Origin of the sequence: Eggerthella sinensis (genome assembly GCF_003339815.1) — a bacterium.
Classification (GTDB): Bacteria; Actinomycetota; Coriobacteriia; order Coriobacteriales; family Eggerthellaceae; genus Eggerthella; species Eggerthella sinensis.
Genome location: NZ_PPTT01000010.1, coordinates 52,706 through 66,332 on the forward strand (window position 1 = coordinate 52,706; position 13,627 = coordinate 66,332).

The following is a 13,627-nucleotide window of genomic DNA, read 5'->3' on the forward strand; positions in this document are numbered from 1 at the left end:
AGAGCCGTCAACTAGCGCCGTGCGGGGACCCGTGCGCACGGGTCCCCGCGTATGACCGGGCGCCGACGCTACAGCACCTGAATGGTTCCGGTGGCCATGAGCGCAATCGACACCACCATGAGCACGACGATGACCGCTGCGATGACCTTGTCCGCGCGGTTCGGCAGCATCGCCTCGCCCCGTTCATGCTGCCCGATGGCGTACACGATGATGCCGGGCGCGAACAGAATGGTGGTGATCATGATGCCCACGAATCCCGCTGCCCACACGAGGAACACCGTGTACACGAAGCCCACCGTGCCGAACACGCGTGCCTTCTTCACCTGATCAGGGGTCAGATGCTCCTTCTTCCAGGCGATTTTCATGTAGTACGCCGCCGAGCACACGTAGGGGATGAGGATGGTGGACACGGCGCATGCGTAGAAGAACTGGTACGTGGATTCCGAGAACACCGACACGATGAGGAACAGCTGCGTGATGCCGGCCGAGATGAGCACGGTCACGATGGGCGCGCCGTTCTTGTTCGTTTTGGCGAACGACTTCGGGAACACGCCCTGACGCGCCGCCTCGAACGGCGTCTCCGCCGCGATGATCACGTACCCCAGCATGGCGCCGAGCAGCGACAACACCACGCCCAGGTTCACGATGCCCGCACCGACGGGACCGATGGCGTGCTCGAGGATGCCGGCCATCGACGGCGTGGCAAGCTCGGCCATCTGCGCGCGCGGCATGACGCCCATGCTCTCAAGCGAGATGATGAGGTACAGCACGAACACCGAGATGAAGCCGATCACCGTGGCGCGGCCGACGTCGCGGGCGTACTTCGCGCGCCCCGAGATGACCACGGCGCCTTCGATGCCGGTGAACACCCACACGAGCGCGATCATGGTGGAGATGATCTGCGTGCCAAGGTCGGGTCCGCCCGCTTCACCCCAGAAGTTCTCCATGAAGATGGCGGGATCGAACTTGCCCAGCAGCGCGATGGAGAGCACGAACAGCGCAAGCGGCACGAGCTTCGCGATGGTTACGATGACGTTGATGCCGGCGGCTTCCTTCACGCCGCGCGCCACGAGCCACACGAGCAGCCACAGAAACGCCGAGGCGCACAGGCACGACAGGAGGTTGTTGCCGCTTTCGAACGGGTGGAAGAAGTATCCGAGCGCCGAGAACAGCAGGATGGCGAACGACACGTTCGACAGGCATGCCGATACCCAGTAGCCCCAGGCCGAGTTGAACCCGACGTAGTCGCCGAAGCCGGCCGCGGCGTACGCGTAGATGCCGCCGGTGAGGTCGGGGCGGGCCTGCGACAGCCCGTTGAAGCACATCATGAGCGAGAACACGCCCACGAAGCAGATGGCCCAGCTGATGAGCACGGCGCCGGTGCTCGCTCCGCCGGCGGCCATGTCGCCGGCAAGGGCGAAAATGCCTCCGCAGATGCTAGCCGTGATCACCATCATGGTGAGACGGAACAGGTCGAGGCCGTTCGGGTCGATGATCAGGCCTTTGTCGGAAGACTTCAAGGCAGCACGAGACATGGCCCCTCCTTTCAAGGGGGTAGCAGGGAATGCTGACGCCAGGCGCAAAGGTGCGTGCGTCAGAAAAAGGAAGGCGCGCCGGGCAAGAGCCGCAGCGCGCCGTATGCGGCGATAGAATAGAGTGAGAGACAGGCTGTTTGTGGCGAGTCGGATAGCCGTGAAGGTTCCGGGGGCTTGAGCTAAGCGGCCTTGTGGGCCGTGTGCGAAGGCCCCCGGGTTCTGAACGGCTAGGCGGCCGCCACAAACAGCCGTCAGGTTAGAAGCGAAGCGAGAGGCAGCTCAGACCGCCATCGAGCTTGCGATACTCGGACGTGTCGACGGTGATCGTCTCGTAGCCGGCGTCCTGCACGGCCTTGAGCACGGTGGGGTAGCCCTCGGGCACGATGACGGTGCCGTTGACCCAGATGCAGTTGGCGGCGTAGGCCTCGTCCTCGGGAATCTCGATGCGGTTGTACTGCTCGAAGTCGGGCTTCGTCACGAATTCGCCGGACACCAGCATATTGCCGTCTTCCAGGTAGTTCACGCCCGTCTTCAGGTGCAGCACGTACTCGAGCGGCACCTCGGAGCCCTCGAGGCCCCAGCCTTCGAGGATCTCGAAGAACTGGCGGATGCCCTCTTCGTTCGTGCGGGCGGAGCGGCCGACGTAGAAATGATCGCCCACCATCATGACGTCGCCGCCGTCGAGCGTGCCCGGATTCTCGATGTGCTTCACATGCTCGTCGTCGAAGAATTTGCGCACGGCCGGCTCGATCTCGTCCTTCTCGCCGTTGCGGCTGTCGGCGCCCGGGTTCGTGATAATGGCGCCCTTGCGGGTGATGACCGCGGGGTCCTCCACGAAGCAGGAGTCGGGGAACTGCTCGAGGGCCGGCAGGACGGTCACTTCAACGCCGCACTCCTTGAGGGCTGCGATGTAGTCGTCGTGCTGCTTGAGCGCCAGCTCGTAGTCGGGCTGACCCAGCTCGGGGGCAGAGGTGATGCCCTCAACCATGGACTTGGCCGGACGGCGGACGATGACGTTGGAGAACTTGGTCATAACGGAATCCTTTCGTGAGCGATTATTTCCGTTCGTTCCTATGCCGCACATTGTATTCTGTATATTGTATACAATCAAGAGGATGGGGAAAGTTTTTTCGACTTGTTGAAAAGAGAGAGAAGAGCCTGTCCCCCCTGCCCCCTTTCTTGCACGTTCGCCTCACCTCATTGCGCCCGCGGAATTACGTGTGGTTCGCACAACAATACGCGGGCGCAACGCAAGTCCTCCGCTTGCTCTCGCGCTGGCATATGCGTTCCGTCGGTATCCCCGCAATCGCAAGGTGGCTGCCCCCCCGCTCGCCACTTTCACTCCACCAATCGCTTCCCCCGCATGTGGTATATTGGTATACACCGTAGCCGTACGACAGGCGGAAGATATGACGAACGAGTACCGATCGCTCAAGGACCATGTGTACAACCACATCGTCGATCTCATCGACGGCGGAACCCTCGCCGACGACCATAAAATCAGCGAGCAGCAGATATGCGACGCCCTCGGCGTGAGCCGCACGCCGGTGCGCGAGGCCCTCATTCAGCTTGCCGCCGACGGCTACCTGGAAAACGTGCCGCGCAAGGGCTTCTACGTCAAGCGCGTCACCGAGGACAGCGCCCGCGAAATCGTGGAGATCATCGGACCGCTCGACGGCCGCGCCGCGCTGCTCGCCGTCGACGAGATGACCGACGACGACATCGCGCAGCTTCAGTTTCTGCACGGTTCCATGCAGCTTGCCATCGACAAGGGCCTCTACAAGAAGTACGACGACCTTCAGCACGATTTCCACGATTGCTACGTGAGCAAGTGCGGAAACTCGCGCCTGATCAGTCTCATTCATCAGATGAACCGCTACTTCATGAAGCGCGAATACGCCAACGTGATGGAAGACGAGCTTGACGGCCTGCTGCGCATGGCCAACGAGGAGCACGCCGAAATCGTCAGGCTTTTCGAGCAGCGCGACGGCGACGAGCTGCAACGGTTTATTCGCGACGTCCATTGGAGCATCGACAATGCCAAGTTCCTCGTCTGGTAGCGGCGCGCGTCCCGCGTCGGCGCCCGCCTGCCCCGTCGAGCGCGCGTGCGGGGCGTGCCAGCACATCAGCGTTCCATACGAAACGCAACTCGCACGCAAGGACAAGCAGGTGGCGCAGCTCTTCTCCCATGTCGTTGACGCGTCGGTGCTGCGCCCCATCATCGGTATGGACGACCCGTTCCACTACCGCAACAAGGTGGTGTCGCCGTACGCGCCTGGGCGCAAGCTGCAAGACGCCGGCGGCGCGAAGGGCGGCAAGCGCGGGCAGAAGCCGCGCCACGAGATTCTGTGCGGCATGTACGCGGCGGGCTCGCACCGCATCGTGCCCACTGATGGCTGCCTCATTGAAAACGAGGAGGCGAAGCGCATCATCCGCGCTGTTCGCGGGCTCATGCCGCGCTTCGGCATCGAGCCGTACCGCGAGGACACCGGCACGGGCTTCATGCGCCATGCCGTCGTGCGCGTGGGCCACACAAGCGGCGAGATTCTCGTGACGCTCGTGACGAACGGCCGCGAGTTCCCCGGCTCGAAGGCGTTTTGCCGCGAGCTCGCGCGCCGCTGCCCCCGCATCACGTCCGTCGTGCAGAACGTGAACGAGCGCCAAACGAACGTCATCCTGGGTAACCGCGAGCAGACGCTGTACGGGCCGGGCTTTATCCTGGACAAGCTGTGCGGTTTGAGCTTCCGCATCTCGTCGCAATCGTTTTACCAGGTGAACGCCGTGCAAACCGAGGTGCTGTACGAGCGCGCCATCGAATTGGCGGGATTCACGGGCACCGAGACGGCCATCGATGCGTATTGCGGCACGGGTACCATCGGTCTCGTGGCTGCGAAGCGCGGCGCCGCGCAGGTGATTGGCGTGGACACCGTGGCGTCGGCCGTGCGCGACGCGCGCGAGAACGCCAAGCACAACGGCGTGGAGAACGCTCGGTTCGTGGTGGGCGATGCGGGCGCTTTCATGCGCGAGCGCGCCGCCGAGGGGCAGCCCGTCGACGTGCTGCTCATGGACCCGCCGCGCGCGGGCGCGAGCGAGGAATTCCTCGCCGCCGCCGTGACGCTTGCGCCTCGACGCATCGTCTACATCTCCTGCAATCCCGAGACGCAGGTGCGCGACGTGGGCTACCTGCGCACGCACGGCTTCGCAGTGCGCGCGGTGCAACCGGTGGACATGTTCCCCCATACGGATCATATTGAGACAATCGCGCTGATGGAGCGCGTGGAGGACGCCCCTGAAAGGAGCGTACGATGAGCGAGCACGACCAGGAGCAGGCCTCCGCTTCCGACGACAAGCCCTCGGAAAAAGCCGCGCCTCTGCTTCGGCACGATGCGCCGACGGCCGCCGATGACCATCATGGCGGCATGGCCGACCTGCACAGCTTCGTGTTCGACAGCGTGCTGGAAGGCATGCGCACGAGCATTTACGTGACCGATCCCGCTACGGATCGCATTCTGTATATGAACGGGTTCATGAAGCACGACTACGGCGTGGAAGACCCCGAAGGCAAGGTGTGCTGGCAGGTGCTACAGCGCGGCCTGACGGAACGCTGCGCGTTTTGCCCGGTGGGCGAGCTGCTGAGCTGCGGCGAAGAAGCGCCGCTGGTGGAATGGGACGAGGAGAGCCCCGTCACCGGTCGCACGTATCGCAACTACGACAGCCTGGTGACCTGGATTGACGGCTCGCGCGTGCATCTGCAGCAGTCCGTGGACATCACGGCGCTCGTGTCGGCGAACACCGACGAGCTGACGGGCATGCTGTCGCGCCGGGCGGGCAAGGAACGCCTGGCCATCACGTTGGGCCGCGCGGCGGTCGAAGGCGAGGACGTGTCCGTTGCGCTTTACGACATCAACCGCCTCAAAGAGGTGAACGATCTCTGCGGGCATGCCGAAGGCGACTACCTCATCCGCTCGGCTGCGAACGCCGTGCGCCGCGAGTTCGGCCCGAACGATTACGGCTTTCGCCTGAGCGGCGACGAGTTCGTCTGCGTGTTTTTGGGCGATGCGGTGTCCGCGCGCCTGAAGATGGAACGCGCCCGTGCCGCGCTCGCCTCCCTGCCGCATCGCACCGATCCGGTGTACGACATGGGCTTTTGCTACGGCATCGCGGAGGTGGACCCCGATGCCCCGCTCGAGCTGTACGAGGTGCTGGCGCAGGCCGATCAGCGCATGTACGAGGAGAAGCGCCGCTACCATATCGACCGCAACATCAACGCGCTCATCTGCGCCGAGGAGTCCGGCGCCGGCGTGTCCGTCGATCCGGATACGTTCACCTACGACGAAGACCGGCTCTACGATGCCCTCGTGGAGAGCACGGACGACTACCTTTATGTATGCAACATGAAGACGGGCGTGTTCCATTACCCGCGCGCGATGGTGGAGGAGTTCGACCTGCCGGGCGAGGTCATTGAGAACGCCGCCGCCGTGTGGGGCGCAAAGGTGCATCCCGACGACCGCCAGGCGTTCCTCGAGTCGAACCAGGAAATCACCGATGCGCGCACGACGCGCCATTGGGCCGAGTACCGCGCCATCAACCGCAAGGGCGAGTGGGTGCGCCTGCGCTGTCGCGGCCGACTCATCCTCGATGCGAAGGGCAAGCCGTTGCTGTTCGCCGGGTTCATCGCGAACCTGGGGAAGAAGAGCAAGGTGGACCCGCTCACGGGCCTGTTCAACAAGTTCGAGTTCGAAGACGACGTGCGTCGCCGCATCGAGACGGAGCCCGATGGGGCCATCAGCCTCATGATGCTGGGCATCGACGACCTGCGCCACATCAACGACCGCTACGACCGCGCGTTCGGCGACGAGGTCATCCGCTTCGTCGCGCAGCGCATTCAGAGCTCGCTGCCCGAAGACGCGCGCGTGTACCGCTTGGACGGCGACGAATTCGCCGTGCTCGTGAACGACGACATCGACGTGCTGCGCGGGGCGTATGCCCAGTTGGGCGGAATGTTCCAGCGTCAACACGACCACAAGGGCCGCAAATTCTACTGCACGTTGTCGGGTGGCATCGCGCAGTATCCCGGCGACGCGCAAACCTATGAGAGCCTCGTGAAGTACGCGAACTACGCGTTGGAGCACGCCAAGGGGCACGGCAAAAAGCGCTGCGTGAACTTCTCGCAGCCCATCCTGTCCGAGCGCACGCGCGAGCTCGAGCTCATGGAGCTGCTGCGCGACAGCGTCGAGAACAACTTCAAGGGCTTCAGCCTGTGCTATCAGCCGCAGGTGGAGGCGGCTACGGGACGCGTGGTGGGCGCCGAGGCGCTCGCGCGATGGCGCTGCGACGAGTACGGCGATCTGCCGCCGCTCGAGTTCATCCCGCTGCTCGAAGAGAGCGGCCTCATCGTGCCGATGGGCGCGTGGGTGCTGCGGCGCGCCGTGGATACCTGCAAGAAATGGCGCAAGGTGGTGCCGAACTTCACCATGAGCGTGAACCTGTCGTACCGTCAGCTCGACGAAGACGGCCTGGTCCCGCTTATCGTGGACACGCTGGAAGAGGCCGGTTTGCCGCCGGGAAGCCTCGTCGTGGAGATGACGGAAAGCCGGTTTGCCGACGATGCGAAGGTGACGCACGAGCTGTTCGACGAGCTGCGCATGCAGGGCGTGCGGGTGGCCATGGACGATTTCGGCACGGGCTACTCGTCGTTGGGCGTGTTGAAAACGTCGCCCGCCGACATCGTGAAGATCGACCGCGCCTTCATCCGCGATATCCGCACGAGCACGTTCGACGCGACGTTCATCCGGTTCGTGGTGGAGCTGTGCCACGCGGTGGGCATCAGCGTGTGCCTGGAAGGCGTCGAAACCGACGAGGAATACGAAGTGGTGGGCGGCATGGGGCTCGACTACATTCAGGGCTTCCTGTTCGGTCGCCCGCTGCCCGAAGACGAATTCGAGCGGAGGTTCTTGGAGGGGAGCGTGTGATGACGGACGCGAACGATCTTGTCGCGCGCGTGGAGGCAGCGCTTGCCGCGCGCGCTTTGGCCGGGGCGGATACGCCTGCTCTGCTGATGGTGTCGGGGGGCTCGGATTCCACGGCGCTTGCCTACCTGGCGCACGAGCTGCGCGAACGCGGTGCGCTCGGGCAGCTGGCCATGCTGCATGTCAACCATCAGCTGCGGGGTCAGGACGCCGACGACGATGCGCGCTTCGTGGCGCAGTTGGCCGAGCTGCTGGGCATCCCGCTGTTCTCGTGCGACATCGACATCGCGGGCGAGGCGCAGCGCACGGGCGAGAACGTGGAAGCCGTCGCCCGCCGCGAGCGCTACCTGGCGGCGAACGAGGCGCTTGAAAGCCTGTGCCTCCATGCGGCGGCGCCGTTGGCGGACGGCCGCATCCTCACGGCGCACACGTCCGACGACCGCGTGGAGAGCTTCTACATGCGCTCCATCGTGGGCACCGGCCCGGGCGGCTTCCGCGCGATGAAGTACCGCAACGGCCCCGTGGTGCGCCCGCTGCTCGACGTGAGCCGCGACGACCTGCGCGCCTACGTGTCGCAGCGCGAGCAGGCGGGCGAAGCCGTCGCGTGCGACGGCGAGGGCAACCTGTGGCGCGAGGACGCGACGAACGCGCATACCGACCGCTTCCGCGCCTTTGTGCGCCACGAGATCGTGCCGCGCGCGAAGGAGCGCAACCCGCAGCTGCTCGAGGTGCTGAGCCGCACGATGAACCTCATCGCCGACGAGGACGACATGCTGGAAAGCATGGTGGACGAGCTCATGGAGCGCCACGTGACCTGGACCGAGCAGGTGCCGGGCCGCGCGCCGGACTTCGACGCCGGCTGCGTGCTGGCCCCCGCCTTCGGCGCGGAGCCGCTGCCGTTGCGCCGCCGCTCCGTGATGCGCACGCTGCAACTCATGCTCGGCCGCGAGGCGCGCGTGGAAACCGCCTCGGTGCAGGCCGTGCTCGACGCTTACGACACGGCGGACGGCGCCCCTCGTGGCGGCTACGTGACCAACATCCAGGGCGACCTCGCCGTGAGCGCGAACAAGCACGGCGTGCGCCTCGAGCCCATGCCCGCCTACCGAGCCCGCCGCAAACGCGCCTGACGGGTTGTCGCCGGCGCGAGTTGCGTTACAATGCGGGGCATGGAAAACGAAGAGAACACTCAAACTGACGCGATGCCCGCCCTTGATGTGGTGCTGGCAAGCGCGTCTCCGCGTCGCAAGCAGCTGCTTGCGGACGCCGGCGTGCGCTTCGTCGTGCACGCATCCGACGTGGACGAAACCCTTGAGCCCGACCTGTTGGCCGACCCGCCCGAGGCGTGCAAGAAGCTGGCCGAACGCAAGGCCGGTGCCGTGGTGCAGGAAGTGCTGGCCGAGGACTACATCGGCATGGCCGCCGTCATCGGCGCGGACACCATGGTGGTGTGCGAGGGCGAAATCTTCGGCAAACCCGTGAGCCTTTCCGACGCGAAGCGCATGCTGCGTCGCCTGTCGGGGCGCACGCACGAGGTGCTCACCGCCGTGTCGGTGTGGATGGTGGCTGCTCCCGAGCCCGAGAAGATCTCGCTCGGTTTCCGCACGTTCGTCGATCGGTCGGCTGTGACGTTCCACGAGCTCACCGACGAGCAGATTGCCGATTACCTGCGCAAAGGCGAATCGTTCGACAAGGCGGGCGCCTACGCCGTGCAGGGCGCCGGCGCCGATCTCGTCGCGCGCGTGGATGGCGCGCTGGACACCGTCATCGGCCTGCCCGTCACCCGTCTGCTCAAGGAGTTCCCCGACCTTGTCGGTCCGGTGGCCTAACGGTTTCGGTAGCCTATTGTCCCAGTTCCCACGGTGAAATGTAAAAATCGTGGCATGTGGGCTGGCGTTACCGTATCGTCTCCTTTTCCCGTGACGGCAATGGTACACTAACCGAACTCAAGGTAAGCGTGACGCTTTCGCCCTCTGATCACGTACTTCGATCAGGGACGATGGCAGATGCAAACGCGATGAAGAGGTTAGGAACGTGCACAACGACATTTCGGAGATTCTGTTCACCGAAGAGCAGATCGCAGATCGTGTGAGCGAAATCGGTGCAGCAATCACCCGTGATTACGCCGACGCAGCAGACGAGGGCATCGTCCTCATATCGGTACTGCGCGGCGCCGCCATCTTCATGGCGGACCTCGCGCGTCAAATCGAGCTTCCCTGCGAGATGGACTACATGGCCATCTCGTCGTACGGCAACGGGGCCAAAAGCTCCGGCGTCGTGCGCATCCTGAAGGACTTGTCCTCCGAGATCGAGGGTCGTCACGTTGTCATCGCCGAGGACATCCTCGACTCTGGGCTTACCCTGACGTACTTGCTGAAAAACCTGGCGTCGCGTCGTCCGGCCTCGCTCGAAGTGGCCACGCTTCTGAGGAAGAAGACGCTCGCACAGGCGAAGATCGACTGCAAATATATAGGTTTCGAGTGCCCCGACGAATTCATCGTGGGATACGGGCTGGATTTTGCGGAGCGGTACCGCAATCTGCCCTACATCGGCATCTTGAAGCCGGAAGTCTACTAAAGAGGAACTATGCCACAGCCAAACAAACAATCGCAGTTCCAGCAACCCAGTCCGCGGACGACCATCATCTCGGTCATTCTGTTCATGCTGGTGGCCTTCTTCGTGGGCCAGCAGTTCATGAACATGTCCTCCACGAGCGCCACGCCCACCGACCGCCTCATCACCTCGGAGTTCGTGCAGGCGGTTGAGCAGGATCGCGCCACGAAGGTGGTGTACAACGCCGGCGACTACACGGTGTCGGGTTCGTACTATCCCGCCATCACGGCCGGGTCCACCGGCGCCGACGCCTTCAACGAGGCCTTCCAGGCGCTCAACGCGCGCATGGCCACGCTGAAGAGCCCCGAGACGGGCAAGGCGCTTGGCGGCGTGGGCACCACCGACATCAAGCCGGCCACGCTGGGTGAGCCTCACAACTTCACGTCCACCTACTACGGCGGTTCGCTGGGCGACCTCATGGCTGCCCATCCCAACATTCCCTACGAGGTGTCGCTGCCGAGCCCCTTCCTTGAGCTGCTTGGCACGCTGCTGCCCATCGGCCTGATTGCGCTCGTGCTGCTGTTCTTCTTCTCGCAGATGCAGAAGGCGAACAACTCGCAGATGAGCTTCGGCAAGGCCAAGACGAAGAAATCCATCGAGGAGCGTCCGGACGTCAAGTTCACCGACGTTGCCGGTGTGGACGAGGCCGTCGAGGAAATGCAGGAGATCAAGGACTTCCTCGCGAACCCTGCGAAGTACCAGTCCATGGGCGCGAAGATTCCGCGCGGCTGCTTGCTGGTAGGCCCTCCGGGCACCGGCAAGACGCTGCTTGCGCGCGCTGTCGCCGGCGAGGCAGGCGTGCCGTTCTTCAGCATCTCTGGCTCCGACTTCGTGGAAATGTTCGTCGGCGTGGGCGCGTCCCGTGTGCGCGACCTGTTCCAGCAGGCGAAGGACGCCAGTCCGGCCATCATCTTCATCGACGAGATCGACGCGGTTGGCCGTCAGCGCGGTACCGGCCTCGGCGGCGGTCACGACGAGCGCGAGCAGACGCTCAACCAGCTGCTCGTTGAGATGGACGGCTTCGAGAGCAACGACTCCGTGGTGCTCATCGCCGCCACGAACCGTGCCGATGTCCTTGACCCGGCGCTGCTGCGTCCCGGCCGTTTCGACCGCCAGATTGTGGTGGACGCCCCCGACGTGAAGGGCCGCGAGAAGATCCTGCAGGTGCACTCGAAGGACAAGCCCATCGGCAGCGACGTCGATCTGACGAAGGTGGCCAAGCTCACGCCGGGCTTCACCGGCGCCGACCTGGCGAACCTCATGAACGAATCGGCGCTGCTCACGGCGCGTCGTGGCAAGAAGATCATCACGCAGCAGGAAGTGTCCGAGTCCATGGAGCGCGTCATTGCCGGACCGGAGCGCAAGGGCCGCGTGCTCGACGAGCAGACGAAGCACACCATCGCGTACCACGAGAGCGGTCACGCCCTGGTGGGTCACTCGCTGCCGCACGCCGATCCCGTGCACAAGATCTCGATCATCTCGCGCGGCCGTGCGCTGGGCTACACGCTGTCCATCCCCAAGGAGGACAAGGTGCTCAACTCGCTCGGCGAGATGCGCGACGAGCTGGCCGTGTTCATGGGCGGTCGCGTGGCGGAGGAAATCTTCTGCGACGACATCACCACGGGCGCATCGAACGACCTCGAGCGCGCCACGAAGATGGCCCGCGCCATCGTCACGCAGTACGGCATGAGCGCCGAGCTGGGCACGCAGGTGTTCGGCCAGCCGAACCACGAAGTGTTCCTGGGCCGCGACTACGGCAACACGCAGGACTACTCGGAGGAGACGGCGAAGCGCATCGACGACGAGGTTGCCCGCATCATGAAGGATGCGCACGATCGCGCCTACGAGATCCTCAGCAGCCATCGCGAGCAGATGGATCTTATGGCGAACGTGCTGCTCGAGCGCGAGACGGTGGAAGGCGAGGCCTGCCAGGCCCTGCTGGACAACACGTGGGACGAGTACCTGAACCACGAGAGCGACATCATTGCCGCCAAGGAAGCCGAAGAGCGTGCGGCGCGCGAGCGCGATGCGAAGCTGGCCGATCCGAACTGGAAGGAAGAGCCGGTGGAGCCGGGCGATCAGGACCCGAATCCGCCCTTCCGCGAGCCGTCCGACGAGGCTGAGGGAACCGACCCGCAGGAAGCCCCCAAACAGGAAGGCGACGAGACCGCACGATGATCTGGCGCTGCTCAACCTATGAATTCGACACGAGGATGCCCATCGTTATGGGCATCCTCAACGTTACCCCCGATTCCTTCTCCGACGGCGGACAGCATAACGCGCTCGATGCCGCGCTCGCGCATGCCGACCGCATGCTGGAGGAAGGTGCCCGCATCATCGACGTGGGCGGGGAGTCCACCCGTCCCGGCGCCGCCCCGGTGAGCGTTGACGAAGAACTCGCGCGCGTGCTGCCCGTGGTGGAAGCGCTGGCCGCGCGCGACGTGTGCGTGAGCATCGACACGCGGCACGCCGATGTGGCGCGCGCGTGCGTGGATGCGGGCGCGTCCGTCGTGAACGACGTGTCCGGGTTCCGCGATCCGGCTATGGTGGACGCCGTACGTGAAAGCGACTGCGGCCTGGTAATCATGCACATGCAGGGCGACCCCTCGACGATGCAGAACGCGCCGGCGTACGACGATGTGGTTGTTGACGTGCGGGAATGGCTGCGCACGCGCGCAGCCGAGCTTGAGGCTGCGGGCGTTGCGCACGACCGCATCTGCATCGACCCGGGCCCTGGCTTCGGCAAGACGCCGTCGCAGACGCTCGAGCTGGTGCGCAACTTCCAGGAGTTCGTGCGCCTCGGCTATCCCGTCATGGTGGCTGTGTCGCGCAAGAGTTTCCTGGGATGGGCCTATCACATCGATGAGCCTGCCGCGCGCGACGAAGTGTCGGCTACCGAAGCGCTCATGGCCTGCGAGCTGGGAGCGAGCGTGGTGCGCACGCACAACGTGGCAGCGACGGTTGCGGCGCTCGAGGGGCTGCGCCCGTACGCGCTCATCGGCATGGGATGCAACGTGCCGCTGGTTGCATCGCCCGGCGAGGAACGCGAGGGCAAGCTGGCCATGCTCAACCAGGCCATCACCGAGCTGTGCTCGCTGCCCGACTCGCAGATCGTCGACATTTCCAGCTTCTACGAGAGCGAACCTGCCTACTTTCTCGATCAGGACCCGTTCGTCAACGCCGTGGTGCTGCTGCGCACGGGCATCCCGCCGAAGGAGCTGCTGGGTTACCTCCACGCCGTCGAGAACAGCCTGGGCCGCGTGCGCACCGTGGAGAACGGCCCGCGCACCTGCGACCTGGACATTCTGGACTACCAGCTGTACGTCGTGGACACCGACGTGCTCACCCTGCCGCACCCCCGTGTGCTCGAGCGCGACTTCGTGGTGAAGCCGCTGCTGGAAATCATGCCGGGACACGTGCTCGCCGATGGCGCGCCCGTGACGGAAGAGCACGTGACCGTAGGGAAGAGCGTTCGGTTGTGAGGGATGCGCCGGTCGCATCCCCCTATTGCGC

Annotated in this window: 10 protein-coding genes; 8 read left to right on the forward strand and 2 right to left on the reverse strand. The window is 64.6% G+C overall.

The features are described 5' to 3' along the window. Positions 1-68 precede the first annotated feature (68 nt). The gene (locus C1876_RS07200; protein ID WP_114546043.1) at positions 69-1,535 is read right to left on the reverse strand and encodes a basic amino acid/polyamine antiporter; all 1,467 of its coding nucleotides are present in this window, start codon (positions 1,533-1,535) and stop codon (positions 69-71) included. A 256-nt stretch (positions 1,536-1,791) separates the two neighbouring features. Continuing rightward, positions 1,792-2,568, reverse strand: coding sequence for a dimethylarginine dimethylaminohydrolase family protein (locus C1876_RS07205; RefSeq protein ID WP_114546044.1), 777 nt, complete (start codon positions 2,566-2,568; stop codon positions 1,792-1,794). Between the two features lie 376 nt (positions 2,569-2,944). Here C1876_RS07205 and C1876_RS07210 point away from each other — a divergent pair, with 376 nt between their 5' ends. From C1876_RS07210 to folP, 8 genes are all read left to right on the forward strand, one after another. After that, entirely contained in the window at positions 2,945-3,595 is a 651-nt protein-coding gene (locus C1876_RS07210) for a GntR family transcriptional regulator (protein WP_114546045.1), read from the forward strand. Further along, entirely contained in the window at positions 3,573-4,844 is a 1,272-nt protein-coding gene (gene rlmD / locus C1876_RS07215; RefSeq protein ID WP_114546046.1) for a 23S rRNA (uracil(1939)-C(5))-methyltransferase RlmD, read from the forward strand. The genes C1876_RS07210 and rlmD overlap by 23 nt, the downstream gene beginning before the upstream one ends. Next, a complete protein-coding gene (locus C1876_RS07220; RefSeq protein WP_114546047.1) occupies positions 4,841-7,507 on the forward strand; it encodes a bifunctional diguanylate cyclase/phosphodiesterase in 2,667 nt (888 codons plus the stop codon). The genes rlmD and C1876_RS07220 overlap by 4 nt, the downstream gene beginning before the upstream one ends. Next, positions 7,507-8,631 carry a tRNA lysidine(34) synthetase TilS gene (gene tilS / locus C1876_RS07225; RefSeq protein ID WP_114546048.1) on the forward strand — a complete coding sequence of 375 codons (1,125 nt, stop codon included), beginning with the start codon at positions 7,507-7,509 and terminating at the stop codon, positions 8,629-8,631. Before C1876_RS07220 ends, tilS begins: the two co-directional genes overlap by 1 nt. Positions 8,632-8,670: 39 nt before the next feature. After that, complete coding sequence (locus C1876_RS07230; RefSeq protein ID WP_114546092.1) at positions 8,671-9,330, forward strand: Maf family protein; 660 nt, start codon at positions 8,671-8,673, stop codon at positions 9,328-9,330. A gap of 205 nt (positions 9,331-9,535) precedes the next feature. Next, complete coding sequence (gene hpt, locus C1876_RS07235; RefSeq protein ID WP_114546049.1) at positions 9,536-10,078, forward strand: hypoxanthine phosphoribosyltransferase; 543 nt, start codon at positions 9,536-9,538, stop codon at positions 10,076-10,078. Positions 10,079-10,087: 9 nt separating this feature from the next. Continuing rightward, complete coding sequence (ftsH, locus tag C1876_RS07240; protein WP_244910073.1) at positions 10,088-12,292, forward strand: ATP-dependent zinc metalloprotease FtsH; 2,205 nt, start codon at positions 10,088-10,090, stop codon at positions 12,290-12,292. After that, positions 12,289-13,596, forward strand: coding sequence for a dihydropteroate synthase (gene folP / locus C1876_RS07245; protein WP_114546050.1), 1,308 nt, complete (start codon positions 12,289-12,291; stop codon positions 13,594-13,596). Before ftsH ends, folP begins: the two co-directional genes overlap by 4 nt. The last annotated feature ends 31 nt before the right edge of the window (positions 13,597-13,627 follow it).

Excerpts from the sequence above, each read along its gene's own strand:
- C1876_RS07200 (WP_114546043.1), bottom strand. The coding sequence starts at position 1,535 with ATGTCTCGTGCTGCCTTGAAGTCTTCCGACAAAGGCCTGATCATCGAC.
- C1876_RS07205 (WP_114546044.1), bottom strand. The coding sequence starts at position 2,568 with ATGACCAAGTTCTCCAACGTCATCGTCCGCCGTCCGGCCAAGTCCATG.
- C1876_RS07210 (WP_114546045.1), top strand. The coding sequence starts at position 2,945 with ATGACGAACGAGTACCGATCGCTCAAGGACCATGTGTACAACCACATC.
- rlmD (WP_114546046.1), top strand. The coding sequence starts at position 3,573 with ATGCCAAGTTCCTCGTCTGGTAGCGGCGCGCGTCCCGCGTCGGCGCCC.
- C1876_RS07220 (WP_114546047.1), top strand. The coding sequence starts at position 4,841 with ATGAGCGAGCACGACCAGGAGCAGGCCTCCGCTTCCGACGACAAGCCC.
- tilS (WP_114546048.1), top strand. The coding sequence starts at position 7,507 with ATGACGGACGCGAACGATCTTGTCGCGCGCGTGGAGGCAGCGCTTGCC.
- C1876_RS07230 (WP_114546092.1), top strand. The coding sequence starts at position 8,671 with ATGGAAAACGAAGAGAACACTCAAACTGACGCGATGCCCGCCCTTGAT.
- ftsH (WP_244910073.1), top strand. The coding sequence starts at position 10,088 with ATGCCACAGCCAAACAAACAATCGCAGTTCCAGCAACCCAGTCCGCGG.
- folP (WP_114546050.1), top strand. The coding sequence starts at position 12,289 with ATGATCTGGCGCTGCTCAACCTATGAATTCGACACGAGGATGCCCATC.